This window comes from Thermus amyloliquefaciens (genome assembly GCF_000744885.1).
Classification (GTDB): Bacteria; Deinococcota; Deinococci; order Deinococcales; family Thermaceae; genus Thermus; species Thermus amyloliquefaciens.
In genome coordinates this window covers 551348-575496 of sequence record NZ_JQMV01000003.1, presented here as the reverse complement: position 1 = coordinate 575496, position 24149 = coordinate 551348, and the positions used below count along the sequence as shown (strand labels likewise).

The window sequence follows — 24149 nt, the reverse complement described above, 5'->3', positions numbered from 1 at the left end:
CACGCTCCCGCCCACCCCTTCAAGCCCGCCACCGCACCTTGGGCTTCACGGATCTGGCCGGGCCAGGGTGCCATGGGCTCTGCCCTAAGGGACCTGGGCCCCGCCGAAGCCGGGCACCAGGATAGGTAAAAGGGCCCTCCCCGACCCCTGGCCAGGGGAGGCCCTAGTCGGCTTCCACCTCCTCCACCGCCTGGCGACGGCCCGCCTTCCACTCCAACCCCGCCCAGATGAAATCCAGCAGGTCCCCGTCCAGGACGTTCTGGGGGTCAAAGCGCATGAGGCCCGTGCGGTGGTCCTTCACGTACTGCTTGTCCAGGACGTAGCTCCGGATCTGGCTCCCCCACTCTATGGGCCGCACCTCGCCCCGGAGTTTCCTAAGCTCCTCCTGCTTCTTCCTCCACTCCAGCTCGAAAAGCCGGGAGCGGAGGACCTTCATGGCCAGCTCCTTGTTCTTGATCTGGCTGCGGGTGGTCTGGCAGGTCACGGTGATCCCCGTGGGCAGGTGGACGATGCGCACGGCGCTGTCCGTGGTGTTCACCCCCTGCCCCCCATGCCCCTGGGAGCGGAAGACGTCAATGCGCAGGTCCTCGGGCCGGATGACCACCTCCACCGAATCGTCCACCTCGGGCATCACCTCCACCCCAGCGAAGGAGGTGTGGCGGCGCCCGGAGGCGTCAAAGGGGGAGGGGCGCACCAGGCGGTGGACCCCAGCCTCGGCGGAGAGGAGGCCGTAGGCGTTCTCCCCCCGGACGAGGATCTGGGCGTAGTCAATCCCCGCCTCAGGCCCCGGGACGAGGTCCACCACCTCCACCGCAAAGCCCTGGCGCTCGGCGAAGCGGGTGTACATCCGGAGGAGCATCGCCGCCCAGTCGCAGGCCTCCGTGCCCCCAGCCCCGGGCTGGATGGTGAGGATGGCGTTCTTCTCCGCATGGGGGAAGGAGAGGAGGGTTTCGTGGTAAAGGTCCTCCAGCTTCTTGGCGGCCTCCTCCAGCTCGGGGCGGAGGGCCTCCCGCTCCTCCGCGGGAAACTCCTGCCAGAGCTCCAGAAGGCCCTGGAGATCGCTTTCCAGGGAACGGAAAGCGTCCACCGTGCGCCGTAGGCGGCTGGCCTCCCGGCTCACCCCCTTGGCCTCCTCGGGATTCTGCCAAAGGGCCGGGTCCTCCAGGCGCTTTTCTAACTCCTTTAGACGGGCTTCTTTACCGGGGATGTCAAAGATACCCCCGGAGGTTTTCCAGACGGGTGGCGAGAAGATCCAGGTCCATACCGTTTCCCAGTGTAAGGGATGCCATGGGTAAGGACAAGGGCCCTTTACATTACCGCGCGCACCTTTGATGACTGGCGCAGCTAAATAGCGGGCTTATGGATCGGCAACGGCAGGCGCAGGATCCCCGCAGGGGCCCTTAGTCCGCCGCCAGGGCCAAGGGCACCTCCGCCAGATTCACCCTGGCCCCCAGGGCGCGGAGCCGCTCCTCCAGGTGCTCGTAACCCCGCTCCAGAAAGTAGACCCCCTCGATCTCGGAAACCCCTTCCGCCGCCAGGGCGGCCACCACCAGTCCACCCCCGGCGCGGATATCCAGGGCCTTCACCTGGGCCCCATGCAACCGCTTCCCGTTCACCAAGAGGGTGCGGTCCCTAAGGTACAGCTCGGCCCCCATCCGGGCCAGCTCCCCCACGTGGGTGAAGCGGTCGGGGTAGACCCGGTCGGTGACGGCGCTCTGCCCGGGAACCGTGGCCAGGTAGGCGGTGACGATGGGCTGGAGATCCGTGGGGAAGCCGGGGTATTCCCGGGCCTCCACAAAAAAGGGCTGGGGATCGGGTACGGCCCGAAGCCGCACCCAGTCCTTCCCCACCTCCAGCCGGTGGCCGGATTGTTGAAGCCTATCCAAAAGGGCATCCAGATGGTCGGGGCGCACCTCCGTCAGGGTGATGGACCCCCGGGTGGCCGCCGCCGCCAGGAGGTAGGTGCCGGCCTCGATGCGGTCGGGGATGATGCGGTAGGTTCCCCCGCCCAGCCGCTTGGCCCCCCGGATGCGCAGGATGGGGCTACCCAGGCCCTGGACCTCTACCCCCAGCATCCGCAGGAAATGGCCCAGGTCCTCCACCTCGGGCTCCATGGCCGCCTGCACCAAGGTGGCCTCCCCCCCGAGGGCGACCGCCAGCATGGCCTGCTCCGTCCCCCCCACCGTGGGCAGGTCAAAGACCACCCGCCCCGAAAGGGGGCGGGACCGCCGGGCGTAGAAGGTGTTCTCCTCCTCCACCACCTCGGCCCCTAAGGCCCGCAAGGCCTTCACGTGCTGGTCCACGGGCCTGGCCCCAAAGGCACACCCTCCCGGCAGGGAGATCCGCCCCTCGCCCACCCGGGCGAGAAGGGCCCCCCAGACGATGAAGCTGGCCCGCATCTGCCCCACCAGCTCATAGGGGGCATGGGTGTTTTGGATCTCGGGGGTGTGCAGGTGCAGGGTGCGCCCCTCCCACTGGTAACGGGTGCCCAGGTGGGCCAAAAGCTCCAGCATCACCTCCACGTCCCTGAGCCTGGGCACCTCCAAGAGGGTGATGGGCTCGGGGGTGAGAAGGCTGGCTGCCAGGATGGGCAAAGCGGCGTTCTTGGCCGGATAAACGCGCAACTCGCCGGAAAGGGGCTGGCCTCCCTCGATCCGCAAGATCCTGCTGCCCCGCCGCGAGTCCTTGAGCATCATACTCACCTTACTCAAGGTGAGGATAAAAGGGCTGATCCACATTGTCAAGGGCATGCACCCTTTGCTACACTCTTGCAAGGGAAGGTATGCCCAAGAAGGAAAAGAAGCGGCTGCAGGTGGTCATCTCCGAGGAGCAAGACGCCCTCCTCACCCGGGCCGCCTACGCCCTCTCCAGCCCGGAGAGGCTGGTTTCCAAGTCGGAGGTGGTGCGCCTGGCCATCGCCAAGATCGTGCAGGAGCTGGAGGGCAACAAGGAAGGGCTGGCCGAACTCTTAAAGCAGCTGGAACCCGAGGAATAGAATGACGGGCATGGTCCTGGGCGGGCGGTACCGCCTCGAGGCCTCCTTAGGTTCCGGGGGGATGGCGGAGGTGTGGCGGGCGGTGGACGAGCGCCTGGGGCGCAAGGTGGCGGTGAAGCTCCTCCACCCCCGGGCCCTGCCCCCCGAGAGGGAGCGGTTTCTCCTGGAGGTGCGGGCCCTTTCCCGCCTCTTCCACCCCGGGATCGTCCAGGTGCTGGACCTGGGGGAGGAGGAGGGGAGGCCCTACTTCGTCATGGAGCTGGTGGAGGGGGGCACCTTTGACCGCCTGGGGCCCTTTGAGGAGGGCCCGGAGGGGGAGCGCATCCTGGAGGCGGCCATCCGGGTGATGGAGGCCCTGGCCCACCTCCACGCCCAGGGCATCCTCCACCGGGACCTCACCCCCAAAAACATCCTCCTCACCAAGGAGGGCTACCCCAAGGTGATGGACTTCGGCCTGGCCTACCTCCTGCAGGAAAGCCGCCACCTCACCCGCACCGGCTACACCCTGGGCACCCCCACCTACATGGCCCCCGAGCAGGCCAAGGGCCTGCCCCTTACCCCCAAGGCGGACCTCTACAGCCTGGGGGCGGTCCTCTACCGCACCCTCACCGGCCGGCCTCCCTTTGAAGGGGAAAACGACCAGGCCGTCCTCTTCCAGCACGTCTACGAGGCCCCCAAACCCCCCCAGGCCCTGAACCCCGCCATCCCCAAGGGGGTAGCGGAGGCGGTGCTTTCCCTTTTGGCCAAGCACCCGGAGGAAAGGCCCTCCCATCCGCGCCTCTTCCAAAGCCCCTTGCAGGAGCTCCAGGCCCTCCGCCTTGCCACGCCCCGGGCTGGGTCCAGCCGCTCGGGCCACTACCCCCTGGCCCCCGACCCCCGCAGGCTCTCCCTCAAAGGCAAGCTGGACCTGGGAGGGGAAGCCGCCTGGCCCGGGGAGATGGTCTACGCCCACGGCCGGGTCTACCTGGGAGCGGGGCGGGGCCTGGCGGAGGTGGACCTCCTTTCGGGAACCGTGCGCCGGGAACCCCTTCCCGAGGAGGTCACTGCCCCCCCCGTGGTCCGGGGTGGGGTGTACGTGGCCGCCTGGGACGGCCGGGTGCGCCGCTTCAGGGCCCAGGCCCTGGAGTGGAGCGCGGATACGGGGGCGGAGATCACCGCCGCCCCCCTGGTCCTGGGGGAGCGGGTCTTTGTGGCCAGCCGGGACGGAAGCCTCTACGCCTTTGAGCGAGGCCGCCTCCTCTACCGCTTCCAGGCGGGGGGGCACCTCTCCGCAAGCCCCACCTTCCACCGGGGCCTCCTTTTCTTGGCCTCGGAGGACGGGTTCCTCTACGCCCTGGACCCGGACACGGGGGCTTTGCGCTACAAGGTGAAGACCGGACCCGTGCACGCCCCCGTGGCCGCCCACCGCGGGGTGCTCTTCATCCCCACCTGGGAGGGGGAGGTTTACGCCTTTGAACCCTTGGGCCGGGAAACCCTTTGGAACACCGCCGTGGAGGGTGAGATCTGGGGTGGGCTGGCCCTGGACGAGGAACGGGTGTACGTGGCCGCCTGGGACGGGATCCTAAGGGCCCTGGACCAGGCCACGGGGGAGGAGGTGTGGAGCCTCGAGGTGGGAAAGGTAACCGCAGGCCTTTCCTATGCCGCCGGGCACGTCTATGTGGCCACGGAGGAGGGGCGCTTCTTGGCCGTGGACCAAAGGGGCCAGGTGGTCTTTGAGGCCACGGGCCTGGGGGCGGTCCAGGTGCCCCCCCTGCCCCTATCCCAGGAGGTCCTGGTGGCCAACCTGGCCGGGAAGCTTTTCCGCTTTGGCGTAGGATAGGGGTATGGAAGCCATCCGCACCGACAAAGCTCCCCAGGCCATCGGCCCTTACTCCCAGGCGGTGCGGGCCGGTGGCCTGGTCTTCGTCTCCGGCCAGATCCCCCTAAGGCCCGACGGCACCCTGGCGGAAGGGGATATCCGCGCCCAAACGGAGCAGGTGATGGAGAACCTGAAGGCCATCCTCGAGGCGGCGGGCTCTTCCCTCGCCCGGGTGGTGCAGACCACCTGCTTCCTGGCCGACCTGGAGGACTTCCCCCTCTTCAACGAGGTCTACGCGGGCTATTTCTCGCCCCCCTATCCCGCCCGGGCCACGGTGGCGGTGAAGGCCCTGCCCAAGGGGGTCCGGGTGGAGGTGGCCTGCGTGGCCCTGGCGGATTAAGGCACGGGGGCAAAAAAGCGTAAAATGTCCCCATGACCGTCCAGGAAGGCCACGTGGAAGAGCTTCTCCAGCGCTTCCACCAAGGGGATGTGCGGGCCTTGGCCCGGGCCCTCACCCTGGTGGAATCGGGACACCCCGTGGGGCAGGAGCTCCTCAAGCGCCTGCGGGGGCAGAGCCGGGCCAAGGTGGTGGGCATCACGGGAAGCCCGGGGGCCGGCAAGAGCACCCTCACGGACCGCCTGATCCTGGAGGCCAGGAAACGGGGGGAACGGGTGGGGGTCTTGGCCGTGGACCCCTCCAGCCCCTTTACGGGAGGGGCCATCCTGGGGGACCGCATCCGCATGATGCGCCACCACCAGGACCCTGGGGTCTACATCCGCTCCCTGGCCTCGAGGGGCGCCCTGGGGGGCCTGGCTGGGGCCACGGTGGCCGCCTTGGCCCTGCTGGAGGCCTTCGGCTTTGACCGCATCTTTGTGGAAACCGTGGGGGTGGGCCAGAGCGAGGTGGACATCGCCCGGGTGGCGGACACCACCCTGCTCGTCCTCACCCCGGCGGCGGGGGATGCGGTGCAGGCCTTTAAGGCCGGGGTGATGGAGATCGCCGACCTCTTCGCCGTGAACAAGTTTGACCTTCCCGGTGGGGAAAGGATCATCCAGGAGCTAAAAAGCGCCTTGGAGCTGGCGCCTCCCCGGCCGGGGGGCTGGCGTCCGGCCATCTACCCCACGGTGGCGGCCACCGGGGAAGGGGTGGAGGCGCTTTTCCAGGGCCTGGAGGCCCACCACCAGCACCTTGTGGCCCACGGGCTCCTCGAGGCCCACCGCCTGGAACGGGCCCGGTTTGAGGTGGAAAGCGTCATCCAGGAATGGGGGCGGAAAAGAACCCAAGGCGCAGGCGAGTTGGTGGCCAGGGTGGCCCGGGGGGAGCTTTCCCCAGAGGAGGCCGCCTTGGCCCTCCTGGACCCCAAAACCCCTCCCTAAGCGCCCACGCACGGGGTACTTAGGCCTCGCGTTCCGGGGAGGCATCCTGCCGGGAGGGACGCCACCGGGCCAGGGCCTTTAGGAGCATCTCCCGCTCGTTGGGATAGGAGAGGCGCTCCAAGGCTTCTGAGGCGGGCAGGAAAAAGGCCTCCTCCACCTCGGTGAGCTGGGGCCTGGGTTCGCCCCCGCGGTAGGCCATGAGAAAATAGTGCACCTCCTTGCTCACCGTAACCGGCTCTCCCCCATTCCGCACGGTGAAGTAGTAGCGCACCTTGCCCAAAGGGGAAAGCACCGCCGCCTCCACCCCGGTCTCCTCCCGCACCTCGCGCACCGCCGTTTCCGCGTAGCGCTCCCCGGGCTCCACCTGGCCCTTGGGCAGGGTCACCACCCGTCCCCCCTTCAGGGAGACCACCAACACCTCGGGCACCCTTCCCCGCAGGACCACGCCCCCGGCGGACACCACCCGTTTCCTAGCCACCCGCACCTGCCGCTTCCTCCGCACGCCTCCTCCCAGCAACAAAAAAGGGCGCCCGAAGGCGCCCCCAAAGGATCTCAAAAAGGGGAGAGCAGAGGCCCCAATGCTCCTTAGAAAGGAGGTGATCCAGCCGCACCTTCCGGTACAGCTACCTTGTTACGACTTCGCCCCAGTCACGAGCCCTACCCTCGGCGCCTGCCCAATGGCTCCCGGCGACTTCGGGTAGAACCCGCTCCCATGGCGTGACGGGCGGTGTGTACAAGGCCCGGGAACGTATTCACCGCGGCATGGCTGATCCGCGATTACTAGCGATTCCGGCTTCATGGGGTCGGGTTGCAGACCCCAATCCGAACTACGCCCACCTTTTTGCGATTCGCTCCCCGTCACCAGGTCGCATCGCTCTGTAGTGGGCATTGTAGCACGTGTGTCGCCCAGGCCGTAAGGGCCATGATGACCAGACGTCGTCCCCGCCTTCCTCCCGCTTTCGCGGGCAGTCCCCCTAGAGTGCCCGGCCTATCCCGCTGGCAACTAGGAGCAGGGGTTGCGCTCGTTGCGGGACTTAACCCAACATCTCACGACACGAGCTGACGACGGCCATGCAGCACCTGTGCTAGGGCTCCCTCGCGGGCACCCCAGGCTTTCACCTAGGTCCCCTAGCATGTCAAGGCCTGGTAAGGTTCTTCGCGTTGCTTCGAATTAAACCACATGCTCCACCGCTTGTGCGGGCCCCCGTCAATTCCTTTGAGTTTCAGCCTTGCGGCCGTACTCCCCAGGCGGCGCGCTTATCGCGTTGGCTTCGGCCCCCAGCTTGCACCAGAGACCTAGCGCGCATCGTTTAGGGCGTGGACTACCCGGGTATCTAATCCGGTTTGCTCCCCACGCTTTCGCGCCTCAGCGTCAGAAGTGGACCAGGTGGCTGCCTTCGCCATCGGCGTTCCTCCCGGTATCTGCGCATTTCACCGCTACTCCGGGAATTCCACCACCCTCTCCCACCCTCTAGCCTGAGCGTATCCCACGCTCCTCCACGGTTGAGCCGTGGCCTTTCACATGGGACGCCCCAGGCCGCCTACACGCCCTTTACGCCCAGTAAATCCGGGTAACGCTCGCGCCCTCCGTATTACCGCGGCTGCTGGCACGGAGTTGGCCGGCGCTATTACCTGGGTACCGTCATCCCCCTCCACAGGGCTTTCGTCCCCAGTTCAGGAGTTTACACCCCGAAGGGCTTCCTCCTCCAAGCGGCGTCGCTCCGTCAGACTTCCGTCCATTGCGGAAGATTCCTAACTGCTGCCTCCCGTAGGAGTGGGGCCCGTGTCTCAGTGCCCCTGTGGCCGGCCATCCTCTCAGACCGGCTACCCGTCGTCGCCTTGGTGGGCCTTTACCCCACCAACTAGCTGATAGGACGCGGGCCCATCCGGAAGCGGGTCGCCCCTTTGGTCATGCCCCAAAGAACATGACCACATGGCGGATTAGCCTGAGTTTCCCCAGGTTGTCCGCCTCTTCCGGGTAGGTCACCCACGCGTTACTCACCCGTCCGCCGCTAAAGCAGGTATAAACCCGCCCCGCTCGACTTGCATGTCTTAGGCACGCCGCCAGCGTTCACCCTGAGCCAGGATCAAACTCTCCAACAAAAACGCCCGAAGGCGTTGGTTGCTTGGTGTTGGCCTCTGCTCTCCCCTTTTCAAGATCCCCCTGCTTGGGCCTTCGCCCGCGCAGCAAAAGCTATGCTATCAAGCCCCCTCCTTCTTGTCAACACCCCCTAGGCGGCGGATCTCCTCAATGAAGCGCTCCACGGAATCAAACTCCCGGTATACGGAGGCGAAACGGATGTAGGCCACGTGGTCCAGATCCTTTAGGAAGGCCATGGCCTTAAGCCCGATCTCCTCCGAGGTGATCTCCGGACCCGTCACCTGGTCCTCAAAGGTGTAGGCAAAGCGCCTCAGGGCCTCCTGATCCACCGGCCGCTTTTCGCAGGCCAAAAGGAGGCCCCGAAGGAGCTTGTCCGGGTTGAAGGGTTCCTTGCGGCCATCCCGCTTCACCACCATCAGGGGCTCCAGCTGGGTGCGCTCGTAGGTGGTGAAGCGGCGGCCGCAAGCCGGGCACTCCCGGCGGCGGCGGATGGCCGCCCCCTCGTCGGAGGGCCGGGAGTCCACCACCCGGGTGTCGGGATGGCCACAGTATGGGCACTTCACGGCACTTCCCTGAGGAGCTCGTAGACCTCGGGGGATGGGGGAGGCTCGGGAAGCTCCACCTCCAGCACCACCCCGCGCACCCCTTCGGAAACCATGGAGCCCAAGCCCAAGGCCGCCCGGACCAAGGCTTGGTCGTAGGCCTCGGAAACGGGATCCCGCGAGGGCACCACCCCGTTGACCCGAACCCCGGGGAAGGTGCGGGTGACCCCCTCGATGAGCCCTTCCACCGCCCGGCGCACGGAAAGGGTATGGGGCTCGATGCGCACCGCTGGCGGCAGCACCAGGGTGACAAACCCGCCCCCGGCCAGGTGGCGCAAGCCCTGCTGGAGCACGTACAGGCTGGACTTCACATCCTGGCTCATGAGGTCGTACCACTCCCCCTCCAATAGCTCCACAAAGGGGGTCTTGCTCTCGGCGGTGGTCACGTGGACGATCCCGTCCAGTAGCCCAAAAAGCTCCTCCACCTTTTCAAAAGTGCTGGTCACATCCAAAACCACGCTCATATCGCCCCGAATGGGGATGGCCGTGGCCCCCAAGGCCTCCACCTCCGAGGCCACACCGGTGGCCATCTCCACATCGGGGTCCACGGCGATGACCGTGGCCCCGTTGCGCCCGTAGCCGTGGGCGATGGCCCGGCCGAAGCCCCTGCCGGCCCCCGTCACCATGACAATCCGCCCCTCGAGGCCTAGGATATCCCGTGACATCAGGCCCATTGTACGGGAAAATGGAGGCATGGCCCGCATCCGCGTGGCAGAAGGGGACATCACCGAGTTCCGGGGGGACGCCCTGGTGAACGCCGCCAACAACCACCTGAAGCTGGGGGCGGGGGTGGCGGGGGCCATCCTGCGGAAAGGGGGCCCCTCCATCCAGGAGGAGTGCGACCGCATCGGCCCCATCCGGGTGGGCGAGGCCGCGGTCACGGGGGCGGGGAACCTGGGGGTGCGCTACGTGATCCACGCCGCCGTCCTGGGGGACGAACCTGCCAGCCTGGAAACCGTGCGGAAGGCCACCCGAAGCGCCCTGGCCAAGGCGGCGGAACTGGGGCTTAGGACCGTGGCCTTTCCCCTCCTCGGCACCGGGGTGGGGGGGCTTCCCGTGGAGGCGGTGGCCCGGGTGATGCTGGAGGAGATCAAGAAGGCCCCGGATACCCTCGAGGTCACCCTCTACGGCTACCGCAAGGAGGACGCCGAGGCCATCCGCAAGGCCCTCTAAAGGTCTTTGCGGAAAGCCCGATCCGCTCCACCTCCTGGTACCCCAGGCGGGTGGACCTCCTGGCCCAGGAGGTTGCCGAGCTCGGCGTCCGAGGCCATCTCCTGGCACCCCCTTGCCCGGGCCCAGGCTTCCGCGGCCTCCACCAGGGCGCGGCCTATTCCCTGCCATCGCCACTCAGGGGCCACATACCAGCCCTCCAGGTAGCCCACAGGACGGGTGGCGCACCCCTCGGCGTAAGGACGCAAGGAAACCTCCACAAAGCCCACCAGCCTCCCTTCCACCTCGGCCACAAAGGCGGCCTGGCGGGGGTCCTGAAGGAGGCCCGCCACCTCCTCCGGGTCGTCCCCGGGACCAAAGGGCAGCGCGGAGCACCAGGTAAGCGGGAAGGTCCTGCGGCCGGAGGGAGCGGACCAGGGGCCTCATGGGGTCTGCCCCTCCCCCTGGTCCTGGCCGTTTTCCTTCCCCGCAGGGGGAAGGGACGAGGGCTTGGCAAAGTACCCCTGCCCCAGGGCCTGAAGGTCGGCGCCGTCCACCTTGCCGTCCCCGTTCAGGTCCCCTTTAAGCTCCTTCCCCTCCTTGCCCCAGTTCTGGGCCAGCTGGAGGAGGTCGGCAAAGGGTTTACCCCGCTTCAAGGCCTCCCCCAGGGGTTTGCCCTCCTTGTCGTAGAGGACCACCCGGGGGGAGAGCCTGGGGGTGAGGGGTTTTTGCGGGGTGAGGAGGAGGCGGAGGACCTCCTGGTCCCTCACCGGCTTAGCAAAGGCCACATCCAAGCGCAAAAGCCCTGCTTCCGGGTCGTAGTCCAGGAGGTAGGCCGGGCTAGGCACCTTCAGGCTGGCAAGATCCGGGCTCAGATCCCTTAAGGGAAGCTCCAGCTGAAAGCCCAAAGCCTCCCGCACCTCCACCCGGGCCAAGAGCAGGAAGGGCCCCTCCACCTGGGCGGGGGGGGCCACCAGGGTGAGCCTAGGGGGAGGGGGGTCGGAGACGGTGAGGGTAAGCCGCTGGACCCGGCTATTCTTGGCCCCGTCCTCCACGGTGAGGGTGAGGGGGAACTGGCCCTTCTCCTTGGGTACCCCGCTGATCCGCCCCCCCTGGAAGGCAAGGCCCTGGGGGAGCTTGCCCTCGAGGCTAAAGCTGTAGGGGCGCACGCCGCCCTCGGCGCTGAAGGCTACGCTGTAGTTCTCCCCCAGGTAGGCGGGGGGAAGGTTGGCGCTGGTGAGGCGCAAGGGCTCCATCCCCGCCCCCGTGGGGTCTTGGGTGCCGCAGGCCGCCAGCAAGAGGACCAGGAGGCCGAGCTTTCGCATAAGGCCAGTCTAGCGGGTATAGTTGAAGGCATGATTAAGCCGGACTGGTGGATCCGGGAGATGGCCAAAAAGGGCATGATTGAGCCCTTTGAGGAGAGGCTGGTGCGGGAGGGGGTTATAAGCTACGGGCTTTCCAGCTTCGGCTACGACCTCCGGGCCGCCCCGGAGTGGAAGATCTTCACCAACGTCTTCTCCACGGTGGTGGACCCCAAGGGCTTTGACCCGAGGAGCTTCGTGGAGTACGAGGGAGAGGAGGTCATCATCCCCCCCAACTCCTTTGCCCTCACCCGGAGCGTGGAGTACATCCGCATGCCGGAAAACGTCATCGCCATCGCCCTGGGCAAGAGCACCTACGCCCGGTGCGGCATCGTGGCCAACGTGACGCCCTTGGAGCCCGGCTGGGAGGGGCACGTGACCTTGGAGATCTCCAACACCACCCCCCTGCCCGCCAAGGTCTACGCCAACGAGGGCATCGTGCAGATCGTGTTCCTGGAAGGCCCCAGGCCCGAAACCACCTACAAGGACCGCCAGGGCAAGTACCAGGGGCAAAGGGGCATCACCCTGCCCCGGGTGTAGGCTATGGGGGTGCGCGCGCTTCTTCTTGGCCTTTTGGTCCTCCTCGGCGCCTGCAGAGGTGAGAGCATGAAGCCCCTCCCCTACCTCTCCGAGAAGCCGGTGCGCTCCTTCAAGGCCCCGGAGGTGGTCCTGGAGCCCGGCAAGGACTATTACGCCCGCCTCCAGACCACCAAGGGGGAGATCCTTTTGGACCTCCTGGAGAAGGAAGCTCCCAACACCGTGAACTCCTTCGTCTTTCTGGCCCTTCACCGCTACTTTGAGGGGGTGGTCTGGCACCGGGTGATCCCCGGCTTCGTGGCCCAGACCGGGGACCCCACGGGCACCGGCACCGGGGGCCCGGGCTACACCTTCGGCCTGGAGATCGCCCCGGGTTTGGCCTTTGACCGGGAAGGGATGGTGGGCATGGCCCGCACCCAGGACCCCAACTCCAACGGCAGCCAGTTCTTCATCACCCTGGCCCCCACCCCGCACCTCACGGGGCAGTACACCCTCTTCGCCAAGGTGGTGGAGGGGATGGAGGTGGTCCGGCGCCTAAGCCCCACGGAGGGCCCGGGGGCCGGGGCGGAGCGGGACAAGATCCTCCGCGTGGAGATCCTGGTCAAGGAATGATCCCCGAAGGCACCCGGTTCCTCCTCCCCCCCGAGGCCCGGCTCAAGGCCGAGCTCATAGGTAGGCTACGGGAGCTTTTCCTGCGCCACGGGTATGAGCCCGTGGAGCTTCCGGCTTTGGAGAGCTACGACCCCTCCCATCCCCTGGCGCAAAGGGCCTTCAAGCTGGTGGACAAGACGGGGGAGGTGCTGGCCCTAAGGAGCGAGTTCACCACCCTCTTGGCCAAGCTGCTTAGGCCCCACCTGGGGGAAGGGGTCCATCGCTTCCAGTACGCGGGCCCCCTCTGGCTCCGGGAGGCGGACGCGGAGCTCGGCCGCCTCCGGGAGTACACCCAGGTGGGCCTGGAGCTCATCGGGGCCACGGGGCCTTTGGCGGACGCGGAGGTCTTGCACCTGGCCTTCGCGGCCCTCGAGGCCCTGGGCCTGGAGGGGGTGGTGGAGGTGGGCCTGCCCAGCCTGGTGGGGGAGGTGCTCAAGGCCTCGGGCCTGCCGGAAGGGGCGCAGCAGGAGGCGCAGCGGGCCATCCACCGCAAAAACCTGCCCGAGCTGGAGGCCCTCCTTGGGCGTTACCCCCTGCCCCCAGAGGCCCGGAAGACCCTCCTGGCCCTCCCCGACCTCTACGGGGAAAGGGAGGTGCTGGAGGAGGCCAAGGGGCTTCCCCTGCCCGAGCGGGCCAAGAGGGCCCTGGCCGACCTGGAAAAAACCCTGGAGGTTTTGGACAGGCCCGTCCTCCTAGACCTGGGCATGGCCCGGCGCTACGAGTACTACTCCGGCATCTTCTTCCGCGCCTACACCCCGGGCTTCGGCCTGCCCCTTTTGGGCGGGGGGCGGTACGACGGGGCGCTTCTGCCCCAGGCGGCGGGCTTTGCCTTAGGGGTGGAAAGGGCCCTGGAGGCCCTTAGGCCCCCCCAGAAGGAGGAGGCCCCCGAGGTCCTGGCCCTGGACCTTAAGGCCCTGCGGCGCTTCGCCGGGGAGAGGCGGGTGGAGCTCTTCCACGGGGAAGACCCCGAGGGCTATGCCCAAAGGCGGGGCATCCCCTTCCTGGCCCAGGGGGAGAGGCTTTGGAGGGTGGAATGAGGCGCTACCTTCTCACCATCGCCCTGCCCAAGGGGCGGATGTTCCAGGAGGCCTACCAGGTCCTAAGGGGGGCGGGGCTGGACCTGCCCCCCGTGGAGAACGAGCGGGCCCTCCTCCACGGGAAGGAAGGGGGCATTGCCCTCCTGGAGCTCCGCAACAAGGACGTGCCCGTCTACGTGGACCTGGGCATCGCGGAGGTGGGGGTGGTGGGCAAGGACATCCTCCTGGACTCGGGCCGCGACCTCTTTGAACCCGTGGACCTGGGCTTCGGGGCCTGCCGGCTTTCCCTCATAAGGCGCCCTGGGGACACCTCCCCCATCCGCCGCATCGCCACCAAGTACCCCCTTTTCACCAGCCGGCTTTTGAAGGAGCGGGGCTGGGTGGCGGACGTGGTGGAGCTATCCGGCAACATCGAGCTGGCCGCGGTCACGGGCCTGGCGGATGCGGTGGTGGACGTGGTGCAGACCGGGGCCACCCTAAGGGCGGCGGGCCTGGTGGAGGTGGAGGTCCTGGCCCACTCCACCGCCCGGCTCATCGTGAACCGCCAGGCCCTGAAACTGAAACGCTCGCTTTTGAAGCCCCTGATCGCTAAGCTGAGAAACCGTGACGGAAGCCCGTAGACGCCGCATCGAGGAGGTCCTGAGCCGGCGCCAACCCGACCTCACCGTCCTCCTGGAGAACGTGCACAAGCCCCACAACCTCTCCGCCATCCTCAGGAGCTGCGACGCGGTGGGGGTCCTCGAGGCCCACGCGGTGAACCCCACGGGAGGCGTGCCCACCTTCAACGAGACCAGCGGGGGAAGCCACAAATGGGTCTACCTGCGGGTGCACCCGGATGTCCGGGGGGCCATCGCCCACCTGAAGGAGCGGGGCTTCCAAGTCTACGCCACCGCCTTAAGGGAAGACGCCCTGGACTTCCGGGAGGTGGACTACACCAGGCCCACCGCCATCCTCCTAGGGGCGGAGAAGTGGGGGGTTTCCGAGGAGGCCCTGGCCCTAGCCCATGGGACCATAAAGATCCCCATGCTGGGCATGGTGCAAAGCCTGAACGTTTCCGTGGCGGCGGCGGTGATCCTCTTTGAGGCCCAAAGGCAGAGGCTAAAGGCGGGGCTTTACGACAGGCCCCGCCTGGACCCCGAGCTCTACCGGAAGGTGCTGGAGGACTGGCTCAGGAAGTGACGTAGGTCAGCCAGCCCTCGTACTCGGGCCTTAGGCCCTTGGCGGCCTCCAGGTAGACCTCCCGGATCCTTAGGGTGATGGGCCCGGCGGTGCCCTGGCCGATGGGCCGCCAGTCTATGAAGGAAACCGGGGTCACCTCGGCCGCGGTGCCGGTCATGAAGACCTCGTCCGCCATGTAAAGCTGGTCCCGGGTGGCCCGCACCACCTGGACCTCGTAGCCCAGGTCCTTGGCGATCCGGATCACCGAATCCCGGGTGATGCCCTCGAGGTTCACCGAGTGCTCCAGGGCGTAGATCACCCCATCCCGCACGAAGAAGAGGTTTTCCCCACTGCCCTCGGCCACATACCCCTCCTCGTCCAGGAGAAGGGCCTCATCCGCCCCCGCCGCCACCGCCTCCATCTTGGCCAAGGCGCTGTTCACATAGTTCCCCCCCACCTTGGCCTTCCCCGGCATCACGTTGGCGGGGAAGCGGGCCCAGGAGCTGGTGATGAGCTTGGCCCCCTTGCGCACCGCCTCCTCCCCCAGATACGCCCCCCATTCCCAGGCGGCCACCATCACCTCCGCGGGGTTGTTGGGCAGGGGGTTCACCCCCAAGGCCTTGGCCCCCATCCAGGCCAGGGGGCGGATATAGCAACTCTTGTAGCCGTTTTTCCGCACCACCTCGAGGATGGCTTCCTCCACCTCCTCGGGGGTGAAGGGGATCTCCATGCGCAGCACCTTGGCCGAGTTGAAGAAGCGCCTGACGTGCTCCTTTAGGCGGAAGACGGCGGGGCCCTTAGGGGTTTCGTAAGCCCGTATCCCCTCAAAGACGCTGGTTCCATAGTGAAGGGCGTGGCTTAGGACACTGGTCTTGGCCTCCTCTTGGGGAACGAGCTTTCCGTTCATCCAAATGAGCCCGGCCTTGATGTGCACGTCCCCACCCTTGGCTTCCGGTTTGGTCATGGCGAACCTCCGCCCCCATCATAACGCTTTTTTGTCCTCAGCCCTTTAACCGCAACTCTTGGAAAACCCTCTTGGCCTCCTCCCCAAGGGCCAGGGCCACGGGTGCCTTGAGGCTACCCTCACGCACCAGAAGGTAAACGGTCCGCCCCGCCCCCGGCGAGCTTAGGGGCCTTAGGTGCACGCGCTTTTCCCTGGGGAGGGTCCACAGGGCCACCTCGGGCAAAAGGGTCAACCCCCCCACCTCCTCCACCAGGAGGATCAGGGTTTCCAGATCCCCGCTCTGGAACTCCACCCTGCGCCTTTCCAGGCTGGGGCGGCAGACGGAAAGGACCTGGTCCCGGAAACAGTGGCCCTCCGAAAGGATCCAGGTGTCCTCGAGGGGGATCTCCAGGGGGTGGAGGCTCTCCTTGGCGTAAAGGGGGTGGCCCGGGGAGATGTAGGCGAGAAACTTCTCGGAAAAAAGGGGAAGGCTCTGCACCCCCGGTGCCCGCTCCTCCGTACCCACCAACCCCGCATCCAACCGGCCCTCCGCCAGCCCCTGAAGGATAGCCGGGGTGAGCTCCTCCTGCACCGAGACCTCGAGGCCCGGATACCTCTCCAGCAGCCGGGGCAAAAGCCTTGGCAGAAGGTACGGGGCCAGGGTAGGGATGACCCCCATGCGGAAGGGGCCTTCCAAGATCCCTTCCTCTCCTCGGGCGACGGCCCTGACCCTGGCCACCTCCTCCAGCACCCGGCGGGCCTGGGCCGCCACCCTTTCCCCGACCTCCGTGGGCTTCCCCTGCCTGCGGTCAAAGAGCTTGACCCCAAGCTCCTCCTCCAGCTTGCGGATCTGCACGCTGAGGGCAGGCTGGGTGAGGTAGACCCGCTCCGCCGCCCGGGTAAAGCTCCTCTCCTCCACCAGGGCCACCAGGTAGCGCATCTGCTCCAAGGTCATAAATTCAGTTTATAGTCGTCACCAATAAAATGCATTGGACTTATGCGAGGATCTCCCCTAAGGTGAAAGCTGCCTGGTGAGACCAGGCAGGAGGTGAGAAGGATGTTCCTGAGAATAGACCGCCTGCAGATCGAGCTCCCCATGCCCAAGGAACAAGACCCCAACGCCGCCGCCGCGGTACAGGCCCTGCTGGGAGGGCGCTTTGGGGAGATGTCCACCCTGATGAACTACATGTACCAGTCCTTCAACTTCCGGGGGAAGAAGGCCCTTAAGCCCTACTACGACCTCATCGCCAACATCGCCACCGAGGAGCTCGGGCACATCGAGCTGGTGGCGGCCACCATCAACAGCCTCCTGGCCAAGAACCCGGGGAAGGACCTCGAGGAGGGCGTGGACCCCGTAACCGCCCCCCTGGGCTTCGCCAAGGACGCCCGCAACGCCGCCCACTTCATCGCCGGCGGGGCCAACAGCCTGGTGATGGGCGCCATGGGGGAGCACTGGCACGGGGAGTACGTGTTCACCAGCGGCAACCTCATTCTGGACTTGCTCCACAACTTCTTCTTGGAGGTGGCGGCCCGCACCCACAAGCTAAGGGTCTACGAGATGACGGACAACCCCGTGGCCCGGGAGATGATCGGCTACCTCCTGGTGCGGGGTGGGGTGCACGCCGCCGCCTACGGCAAGGCCCTGGAAAGCCTCACCGGGGTGGAGATGACCAAGATGCTCCCCATCCCCCGCATCGAGAACAGCAAGATCCCCGAGGCCAAGAAGTTCATGGACCTGGGCTTCCACAAAAACCTCTACCGCTTCAGCCCCTCCGACTACCAGGACCTGGGCCTCATCTGGCGGGGTGCCTCCCCCGAGGACGGGAGCGAGGTGGTGGTGGTGGACGGGCCCCCCACGGGCGGCCCGGTCTTTGACGCCGGGCACGACGCCGCGGAGTTTGCCCCCGAGTTCCACCCGGGTGAGCTTTACGAGATCGCCAAGAAGCTTTACGACAAAGCCAAGTAGGCCATTCCCTAGCCCCCGGCCGGGCCCAGGAGCCCGGCCGGGGTCAGATGGCCCCGTACCTCCCCCCGGGCAGGGCCTGGGCCAAACCCTTGAGCTCCAGCAGGGTGAGGAGGGAAAGCACCCGCTCCGGGGGAAGCCCTAGGGCCTGGGCCAGCTCCTCGGGAAGGGCCTCCCCCTGCCTTAGGAGGGCAAAAAGCCTCTCCTCCTCCTGGGAGAGTTCCACCGCCTTCTTGGGCCTCCCGGAAAGCCCCAGGTAGGAGAGCACGTCCTCCGCGGAGAGGACCGGATAGGCCCCGTCCTGGATGAGGCGGTTCGCCCCCAAGGAGGCCGCGTCCGTGGGGCGGCCCGGCACCGCCAAGACCTCCTTGCCCAGCTCCAGGGCATACCGGGCGGTGATGAGGGCCCCCGACTCCAGGGGGGCCTCCACCACCAGGACCCCCCGCACCAGACCGGCGATGAGGCGGTTCCTCCGGGGAAAGAACTCGGGCTTAGGCTCGGTGCCAAAGGGAAACTCCGAGAGGAGGTCCATGCGCTCCGCCAAAGCCCGGTGCTCCGGCGGGTACACCCGGTCCAGGGCGCTCCCCAAGACCCCCAGGGTACGGCCGCCCCCCTCGAGGGCCCCCAGGTGGGCCTCCCGGTCAATGCCCCGGGCCAGGCCGGAAACCACCCAAACCCCCGCCTCCGCCAGCTCCCGGGCCAGCCTGCGGGTGAAGGCCAGGGCCCAGGAAGAGGCCCGCCGGGTGCCCACCAGGGCCACCGCCCTCTCCTCCTGCGGCAGCTCCCCCTTCAGGTAGAGGTGGGTGGGGGGGTGGGGAAGCCGCCTAAGCCCCTCGGGAAAACCCTCCTCCCAAAGGCCCAAGATCCTTATCCCCAAAGCCGCCGCCCGCTTCCTTTCCGCCCGGGCGCGCTCTTCCGCCTGGGGAAGCCCAGGGGCCACCTGGGGAAAGCGCTCCCGCAAGGCCTCCAGGACATCCCCTTGCGCCAAGAGCTCCAATAGCCGCTTCGGACCGATGCCGGGCAGGAAGGCCAGGGCCAAAGGGTCCACGGCGTGGAGTATACTGGAAAGCCTGGAAGGTCCGGCTCCCCGCCTTCGGCGAGTCCCAAGGGGGCCGGGATGACCTGAAGCCATGGAAGAGAAAACGTACTCCGGTTTTGTGGCCATCGTGGGCAAGCCCAACGTGGGCAAGTCCACCCTGCTCAACAACCTCCTGGGGGTGAAGGTGGCCCCCATAAGCCCCAAGCCCCAGACCACCAGGAAGCGCCTTAGGGGCATCCTCACCGAGGGGAACCGCCAGATCGTCTTCGTGGACACCCCGGGCCTCCACCAACCCATGGACGCCCTGGGGGAGTTCATGGACCAGGAGGTCTACGAGGCCCTTGCCGACGTGAACGCCGTGGTCTGGGTGGCCGACCTCCGCCACCCCCCCACCCCGGAGGATGAGCTGGTGGCCAAGGCCCTAAGGCCCCTGGTGGGCAAGGTGCCCATCCTCCTGGTGGGCAACAAGCTGGACGCCGCCAAGTACCCCGAGGAGGCCCTGAAGGCTTACCACGACCTTCTCCCCGAGGCCGAGGCCAGGATGCTTTCTGCCCTGGACGAGCGGCAGGTGGCCGAGCTTAAGGCGGAGCTGCTGGCCCTTCTCCCGGAAGGCCCCTTCTTCTACCCCGAGGGCTTCGCCAAGAGCGACCAGGACTTCGGGGAGTGGGTGGCGGAGATCGTCCGGGAGGAGGCCATGAAGCGCCTTTGGCACGAGGTGCCCTACGCGGTGGCCGTGAAGACCGAGGAGGTGGCCGAACGGGAAAACGGCATCCTCTACATCAAAGCCGTCCTCTACGTGGAGCGCCCCTCCCAGAAGGCCATCGTCATCGGGGAGGGGGGGCGGAAGATCAAGGAGATCGGCCAAGCGGCCCGGAAGCAGCTGGAGGTCTTCCTGAACCGCAAGATCTACCTGGACCTCGAGGTCAAGGTCTACCCCGACTGGCGCAAGGACCCCGAGGCCCTGCGGGAGCTGGGCTACCGATCCAGCCTAGGGTGAGGCCAGCATTCCCCCCTGGGCCTTTTCCGGTTACCATAGCCCTATGCCCTGGCTCCTTCCACGAGGCATCGCCCCCCTACACGAAAAGGCCCTGGACCGTTTCATTGGGGCTCTGGTGGAAAGGCTTTCCGACCCCAGCGTGGACCGGAACGCCCTGGTGCGGGAGGAGCTTGCCCGCCTCCTCTATGGCCGACCCTATGCGGAACTCCTGGAGCTAAGCCCCCTGGCCGCCATGGGGCTAGACCCCGAGGGCATCACCTTTGAAGCCGAGTACTACGCCGCCACCGACCAGGAGAAGTTCCAAAAGGTGAAGCCCCTCCTCTGGTTTTGGAAGGTTTTGGACCTGACCCCCATCGGCCAGTCCGTGCACTCTGGGGTGGCCATCCGCCGGGCCCTGGCCCCCTTCATCTTCAAACGGGTGGGCAAAAACCCCAAGTTCTTCCAGAACGTGGAGTTTTCCGTGGGCTACAACCTGGAACTGGGCGATGACGTGGTGGTCCACCGCTACGTCCTCCTGGACGACATCGGCGGCATCAAGATCGGGGACCGCACCTCCCTTTCCGACTACGTGAACGTCTACAGCCACACCCACCACGTCCTGGCCTCCCCCGACGTGACCCTTAAGGAAACCATCATCGGCAGCGGGGTGCGCATCACCTACCACGCCACCGTGCTGGCAGGGGTGCGCATCGGCGACGACGCCATGGTGGGTACGGGGGCCATCGTCACCAAGGACGTCCCGCCCCACGCCATCGCCCTGGGCATCCCCGCCCGGCCGGTGCGCTTCAAGGTGCGCCACGACTGCCCCTACTGCCGCAAGGGGGAGCCCCATCCCTCGGACCTTATCCCCAAGGCCCAAGACCGCAAGGGCAACCCCGACTACCCCGACTTCCTCCCCCCTGGCTTCGGCACCCGGGAGGCCTAGCCCATGTGGACCAAGGAGGAGCTGGACCGGTACCACCGCCAGATGATCCTGCCCCAGGTGGGCCCCGAGGGGCAGGAGCGGCTGAAGCGCGCCTCCGTGGTGGTGGTGGGGGCCGGGGGCCTGGGGGTGCCGGTCCTCCAGTACCTGGTGGCCGCCGGGGTGGGGCGGATCGGCATCGTGGAGATGGACCGGGTGGAGCTCTCCAACCTGCACCGCCAGGTGCTTTACACCACCGCGGACGTGGGCAAGCCCAAGGCCCTGGTGGCCAAGGAGCGCCTTTTGGCCCTGAACCCCCTGGTGGAGATTGAGGCCTACCCCGTGCGCCTCACCTCGGAAAACGCCCTGGAGATCCTGAGGCCTTACCACCTGGTGGTGGACGCCTCCGACAACTTCCCCACCCGGTACCTGGTGAACGACGCCTGCGTCCTCCTGGGGAAGCCCCTCATCTACGGGGCCATCTACCAGTTTGATGGCCAGGTGGCGGTCTTCCACCACCCTACCCCCGAAGGGGCAATGGGCCCCTGCTACCGTTGCCTCTTCCCCAAGCCTCCCCCCCCGGGAAGCGTGCCCTCCTGCGCCGAGGCCGGGGTCTTTGGGGTCTTGCCGGCGGTGGTGGGAAGCCTCATGGCGGCGGAGGCCCTCAAGGTGCTTTTGGGGATCGGGAAACCCTTGGCGGGGTCCCTGCTCCTCTACGACGCCCTGGAGGGCCAGTTTCGCAAGCTCTCCATACGCCGTAACCCCGCCTGCCCGGTCTGCGGGGACCACCCCACCCAGCAGGAGCTCATTGACTACGAGGCCTTTTGCGGCCTTTGACGCACCCCCAGGGTGGGGGAGTCCTGGAAAACCCAAAAGGAAGGCCGGGGGCAAAACCCCCGGCCTTCCCCTAGTGTCCCTCTAAGCGCGGGCCTCGAGGGGCTGGTAGGGCACGTCCAGCTCCCCCACGTACTTGGCGTCGGGGCGCAGGAGGCGGTTGTCCAGCTCCTTGTACTCCAGGATGTGGCCCACCCAGCCCGCGATGCGGGCCACGGCGAAGATGGGGGTGAAGAACTCCAGGCCGAAGCCCAGGTCGGAGTAGACCACCCCGGAGTAAAAGTCCACGTTGGGGTAGATGCCCCGGGGGTTCAGGACCTTCCCGGCCTCCTCCTCCACGATCTTCAGGATCTGGTACTCGGTGGAGTGGCCGTGCTTTTCCGCCACCAGCCGGGCCAAGCGCTCCAGCACCCCGGCCCGGGGGTCAAAGGCCTTGTAGACCCGGTGGCCCATGCCCATGATGCGCTCCTTCTTGGCCAGCTTCTCCCGCACCCAGTCCCGGGCCCGTTCAGGGGTGCCGATCTCCCGGATCATCTTCATCACCGCCTCATTGGCCCCCCCGTGCCTGGGCCCCTTCAAGGAAGCCACGGCGGCGGTGATGGCCGAGTAGAGGTCGGTTTCCGTGGAAAAGGCGGCGATGGCGGTGAAGGTGCTGGCGTTAAAGCCGTGCTCGGCGTGCAGGATAAGGGCGGCGTCCATGAGGCGCTCCTGCTCGGGGGAGGGCTCCACGCCGTTCGCCATGTAGAGGAAGTTGGCCGCATGGGAGAGGTCCTCCCGGGGCAGGAGGGGCTCTTTCCCCTCCTTTAGGCGCTTGTTGGCCGCCACGATGGTGGCGAACTTGGCGATGAGGTCTAGCCCCTTACTGTAAAGGGCCTCCCGGGAGATGTCCCCCTCGGTGGGATCCAGCATCCCCAGCTCGGAAACCGCCGTGCGCAGGAAGCTCATGGGATGGGCCGAGAGGGGATAACGGCGGAACGAATCCAGGAGGTGCTGGGGCAAGGCGCGTCGCTTGGCCAGATCTTGCTTAAACCCCTCCAGCTCCTCCCGTTTGGGAAGTCTCCCGTGGAGCAGGAGGAAAGTGGTCTCCTCAAAGGTGCTCTTTTCCGCCAGCTCCTGGATGGGGATGCCGTAGTAGTAGAGCTTGCCCGCCTCCCCATCAATGAAGCACATCCGGCTTTCCGTGAAGAGCACGCCTTCCAAACCCCTTGCCACTTCCATAGGCTCCTCCTTTTCCGCACCCAAGGGGTGCTTCCTCGCCCATCATACCAGGGTGCAAGCGGCCTTCCCCAACCCTCAAAGGGCATCCTCCTGGAGGATCAGGGTCTTCAGGTAGAGGCTTTCCGGCACGTGCAGGCTCCAGGGATGGTCCTTGGGCTGGTGGGTGAGGCCGTGCACCCTAAGGCGCATACCCCGGTCGGCGGCCGCCCTTCGCGCCACCTCCAAAAGGTCCTCCGCCTTAAGGTAATAGCTGCAGGTGGAAAGCCAGAGGTACCCCTCGGGGGCGAGGAGGCGCAAGGCCTCCCGCAGGAGGTCCACCAGGTGCCGCTTCATGGGGGAAACCTCCTCCGGACGCTTCACCAGGGTGGGCGGGTCCAGGAGGATGTGGTGAAAGCTCCCTTGCAGACCCCTCAGCACCTCCAGGGCCTCCCCTTGGCGGATGTCCACCCGCAGGCCCATCCTTAGGGCCACCTGGTCCAGGACGGCCAGGGCCTCGAGGTCCTTGTCCACCGCCAGGGCATGGGCCCCCTTCCGCGCCGCCCTCAGGGCGAAGCCCCCCACATAGCTGAAGACGTCCAAGACCCTCTCCCCCGGGCGCACCATGCCCTCAAAGAGGCGGCGGTTCTCCCGCTGGTCCAGGTAAAACCCCGTCTTCTGGGCCAAGGCCAGGGGGATGGGAAAGGTAAGGCCATCCTCCTCCACCTCCAAGACGGGGGGCACCTCCCCCCATACCACCCCCACCCGCTCGGGAAGGCCCTCCTGCCTCCTGGCCTCCACATCGCTCCGCTCGTAGACCCCCTTGGGGGATACCGCCTCCAGAAGGGCCGGAAGCCACACCTCCCTCAAGGCCTCCATCCCCCGGGTGCGGACCTGGAGCACCAAAACCTCCCCGAAGCGGTCCACCACCAGACCGGGAAGGCCATCCGCCTCCCCGTGCACCAGGCGGTAGCTTTGGCCCAACCCCTCCCTTTTCCGCAAGGCCCGCCGGAAGCGGGCCAGAAAAAAGGCGCGATCCAAGGGGCCGGGGTCAAAGCGGTAAGCCCGGAAGGGGATGCGGGAATCGGGATCCAGGTAACCCACCGCTAAAAAGCCCCCATCGGCAGCCACCGCCTCGGCAACCCCAGCTTGGGAGGGCATCTCCTCCAGCTCGTCCCGGTAGAGGTTGGGGTAGAAGTTGCGGACCTTTCTCTCCTTGCCCGGTTTAACCAGCACCCTAAGCACGGGGTCAGCATACCCTTGGGTTACCTGGGAACCGTGAACCGAGAGCCTTGGCCTGCTCCATCCCCACGTGCGTGGGGACTACGCCCCCAGCCATCCCCCCCAGGAGAAGGCCAGCCGGTCCATCCCCACGTGCGTGGGGACTACGGGCTACTGGGCTTTTTCGGGGGCCCCGCGTACGGTCCATCCCCACGTGCGTGGGGACTACGCCCTGCCGTACCAGATTGAGCTCCTGGGGAGCGGTCCATCCCCACGTGCGTGGGGACTACT

Annotated in this window: 26 protein-coding genes, 1 rRNA gene and 1 CRISPR repeat array (1 of these 28 cut by a window edge); of the genes, 14 read left to right on the top strand and 13 right to left on the bottom strand. The window is 66.9% G+C overall.

What is annotated here, in order from left to right; translation table 11 throughout:
• Positions 1 to 163: 163 nt before the first annotated feature.
• Both prfB and murA read right to left on the bottom strand, forming a co-directional pair.
• Positions 164 to 1262, bottom strand: a protein-coding gene (gene prfB, locus BS74_RS03380; RefSeq protein ID WP_185747681.1) for a peptide chain release factor 2 whose coding sequence is annotated in 2 segments (ribosomal slippage) — positions 164 to 1210 and positions 1212 to 1262 — 1098 coding nt in all. Because the reading frame shifts where the segments join, the coding sequence is not laid out codon by codon here.
• Positions 1263 to 1400: 138 nt separating this feature from the next.
• Positions 1401 to 2696 (bottom strand): UDP-N-acetylglucosamine 1-carboxyvinyltransferase, encoded by a 1296-nt coding sequence (murA, locus tag BS74_RS03375; RefSeq protein WP_038058806.1) that lies wholly within the window; start codon positions 2694 to 2696, stop codon positions 1401 to 1403.
• Positions 2697 to 2782: 86 nt separating this feature from the next.
• On the opposite strand from murA, the gene BS74_RS03370 reads away from it, so the two are divergent.
• The 4 genes from BS74_RS03370 to meaB are packed head-to-tail and all read left to right on the top strand — an operon-like array spanning position 2783 to position 6170.
• Positions 2783 to 2995 (top strand): hypothetical protein, encoded by a 213-nt coding sequence (locus BS74_RS03370; protein ID WP_038056065.1) that lies wholly within the window; start codon positions 2783 to 2785, stop codon positions 2993 to 2995.
• Between the two features lies 1 nt (position 2996).
• Positions 2997 to 4814, top strand: coding sequence for a protein kinase domain-containing protein (locus BS74_RS03365; RefSeq protein WP_038056064.1), 1818 nt, complete (start codon positions 2997 to 2999; stop codon positions 4812 to 4814).
• A 4-nt stretch (positions 4815 to 4818) separates the two neighbouring features.
• On the top strand, positions 4819 to 5193 hold the full coding sequence (locus tag BS74_RS03360; protein WP_038056062.1) for a RidA family protein: 375 nt from the start codon (positions 4819 to 4821) through the stop codon (positions 5191 to 5193).
• Positions 5194 to 5225: 32 nt separating this feature from the next.
• Positions 5226 to 6170 (top strand): methylmalonyl Co-A mutase-associated GTPase MeaB, encoded by a 945-nt coding sequence (meaB, locus tag BS74_RS03355; RefSeq protein WP_038056061.1) that lies wholly within the window; start codon positions 5226 to 5228, stop codon positions 6168 to 6170.
• A gap of 19 nt (positions 6171 to 6189) precedes the next feature.
• Here the strand turns inward: meaB and BS74_RS03350 are convergent, their stop codons facing one another.
• The 4 genes from BS74_RS03350 to BS74_RS03335 form a co-directional block, all read right to left on the bottom strand.
• Entirely contained in the window at positions 6190 to 6672 is a 483-nt protein-coding gene (locus BS74_RS03350) for an NUDIX hydrolase (RefSeq protein ID WP_038058804.1), read from the bottom strand.
• A gap of 87 nt (positions 6673 to 6759) precedes the next feature.
• Positions 6760 to 8273, bottom strand: a 16S ribosomal RNA gene (locus BS74_RS03345).
• A gap of 99 nt (positions 8274 to 8372) precedes the next feature.
• Positions 8373 to 8834 (bottom strand): transcriptional regulator NrdR, encoded by a 462-nt coding sequence (gene nrdR, locus BS74_RS03340; protein ID WP_038056060.1) that lies wholly within the window; start codon positions 8832 to 8834, stop codon positions 8373 to 8375.
• A complete protein-coding gene (locus BS74_RS03335) occupies positions 8831 to 9538 on the bottom strand; it encodes an SDR family NAD(P)-dependent oxidoreductase (RefSeq protein WP_185747680.1) in 708 nt (235 codons plus the stop codon). The genes nrdR and BS74_RS03335 overlap by 4 nt, the downstream gene beginning before the upstream one ends.
• Before the next feature lie 28 nt (positions 9539 to 9566).
• Between BS74_RS03335 and BS74_RS03330 the strand changes: the two genes are divergently transcribed.
• Positions 9567 to 10046, top strand: a complete 480-nt coding sequence (locus tag BS74_RS03330) for a macro domain-containing protein (RefSeq protein ID WP_038056054.1) — start codon at positions 9567 to 9569, stop codon at positions 10044 to 10046.
• Here BS74_RS03330 and BS74_RS03325 read toward each other — a convergent pair.
• Complete coding sequence (locus BS74_RS03325; RefSeq protein WP_245606073.1) at positions 10043 to 10375, bottom strand: GNAT family N-acetyltransferase; 333 nt, start codon at positions 10373 to 10375, stop codon at positions 10043 to 10045. The two genes, BS74_RS03330 and BS74_RS03325, sit on opposite strands and share 4 nt — an antisense overlap.
• Positions 10376 to 10465: 90 nt before the next feature.
• A complete protein-coding gene (locus BS74_RS03320) occupies positions 10466 to 11347 on the bottom strand; it encodes a putative Ig domain-containing protein (RefSeq protein ID WP_038056053.1) in 882 nt (293 codons plus the stop codon).
• A 30-nt stretch (positions 11348 to 11377) separates the two neighbouring features.
• On the opposite strand from BS74_RS03320, the gene dcd reads away from it, so the two are divergent.
• The 5 genes from dcd to trmH are packed head-to-tail and all read left to right on the top strand — an operon-like array spanning position 11378 to position 14787.
• Entirely contained in the window at positions 11378 to 11923 is a 546-nt protein-coding gene (dcd, locus tag BS74_RS03315; protein WP_038056052.1) for a dCTP deaminase, read from the top strand.
• A 3-nt stretch (positions 11924 to 11926) separates the two neighbouring features.
• The gene (locus tag BS74_RS03310; protein WP_038056049.1) at positions 11927 to 12532 is read left to right on the top strand and encodes a peptidylprolyl isomerase; all 606 of its coding nucleotides are present in this window, start codon (positions 11927 to 11929) and stop codon (positions 12530 to 12532) included.
• Entirely contained in the window at positions 12529 to 13608 is a 1080-nt protein-coding gene (locus tag BS74_RS03305; protein WP_038056047.1) for an ATP phosphoribosyltransferase regulatory subunit, read from the top strand. Before BS74_RS03310 ends, BS74_RS03305 begins: the two co-directional genes overlap by 4 nt.
• Positions 13605 to 14228 (top strand): ATP phosphoribosyltransferase, encoded by a 624-nt coding sequence (gene hisG / locus BS74_RS03300; protein ID WP_038056045.1) that lies wholly within the window; start codon positions 13605 to 13607, stop codon positions 14226 to 14228. Before BS74_RS03305 ends, hisG begins: the two co-directional genes overlap by 4 nt.
• Complete coding sequence (gene trmH, locus BS74_RS03295; RefSeq protein WP_038056043.1) at positions 14212 to 14787, top strand: tRNA (guanosine(18)-2'-O)-methyltransferase TrmH; 576 nt, start codon at positions 14212 to 14214, stop codon at positions 14785 to 14787. Before hisG ends, trmH begins: the two co-directional genes overlap by 17 nt.
• Here trmH and BS74_RS03290 read toward each other — a convergent pair.
• Positions 14777 to 15730 carry a branched-chain amino acid transaminase gene (locus BS74_RS03290; protein ID WP_038056041.1) on the bottom strand — a complete coding sequence of 318 codons (954 nt, stop codon included), beginning with the start codon at positions 15728 to 15730 and terminating at the stop codon, positions 14777 to 14779. The genes trmH and BS74_RS03290 overlap by 11 nt on opposite strands.
• Before the next feature lie 37 nt (positions 15731 to 15767).
• Positions 15768 to 16664, bottom strand: coding sequence for a hydrogen peroxide-inducible genes activator (locus BS74_RS03285; RefSeq protein ID WP_038056039.1), 897 nt, complete (start codon positions 16662 to 16664; stop codon positions 15768 to 15770).
• 102 nt (positions 16665 to 16766) lie between these two features.
• Between BS74_RS03285 and BS74_RS03280 the strand changes: the two genes are divergently transcribed.
• Positions 16767 to 17675, top strand: a complete 909-nt coding sequence (locus BS74_RS03280) for a manganese catalase family protein (RefSeq protein ID WP_038056037.1) — start codon at positions 16767 to 16769, stop codon at positions 17673 to 17675.
• Between the two features lie 43 nt (positions 17676 to 17718).
• Here BS74_RS03280 and dprA read toward each other — a convergent pair whose 3' ends face one another.
• Positions 17719 to 18720: a DNA-processing protein DprA gene (dprA, locus tag BS74_RS03275; protein ID WP_038056035.1), complete on the bottom strand. Its 1002-nt coding sequence runs from the start codon at positions 18718 to 18720 to the stop codon at positions 17719 to 17721.
• Positions 18721 to 18802: 82 nt separating this feature from the next.
• Here dprA and era point away from each other — a divergent pair, with 82 nt between their 5' ends.
• The 3 genes from era to BS74_RS03260 are packed head-to-tail and all read left to right on the top strand — an operon-like array spanning position 18803 to position 21446.
• Positions 18803 to 19708, top strand: coding sequence for a GTPase Era (era, locus tag BS74_RS03270; RefSeq protein WP_038056030.1), 906 nt, complete (start codon positions 18803 to 18805; stop codon positions 19706 to 19708).
• 43 nt (positions 19709 to 19751) lie between these two features.
• Entirely contained in the window at positions 19752 to 20633 is an 882-nt protein-coding gene (locus tag BS74_RS03265) for an acyltransferase (protein ID WP_038056026.1), read from the top strand.
• 3 nt (positions 20634 to 20636) lie between these two features.
• Complete coding sequence (locus BS74_RS03260; protein ID WP_038056022.1) at positions 20637 to 21446, top strand: HesA/MoeB/ThiF family protein; 810 nt, start codon at positions 20637 to 20639, stop codon at positions 21444 to 21446.
• A gap of 81 nt (positions 21447 to 21527) precedes the next feature.
• Here BS74_RS03260 and BS74_RS03255 read toward each other — a convergent pair whose 3' ends face one another.
• Both BS74_RS03255 and BS74_RS03250 read right to left on the bottom strand, forming a co-directional pair.
• Complete coding sequence (locus BS74_RS03255; RefSeq protein WP_038056021.1) at positions 21528 to 22661, bottom strand: citrate synthase/methylcitrate synthase; 1134 nt, start codon at positions 22659 to 22661, stop codon at positions 21528 to 21530.
• A gap of 75 nt (positions 22662 to 22736) precedes the next feature.
• The gene (locus tag BS74_RS03250; RefSeq protein ID WP_038056018.1) at positions 22737 to 23882 is read right to left on the bottom strand and encodes a class I SAM-dependent rRNA methyltransferase; all 1146 of its coding nucleotides are present in this window, start codon (positions 23880 to 23882) and stop codon (positions 22737 to 22739) included.
• A gap of 53 nt (positions 23883 to 23935) precedes the next feature.
• Positions 23936 to 24149: a CRISPR direct-repeat array (repeat unit 29 nt; unit sequence CGGTCCATCCCCACGTGCGTGGGGACTAC); it runs 732 nt beyond the window's last position.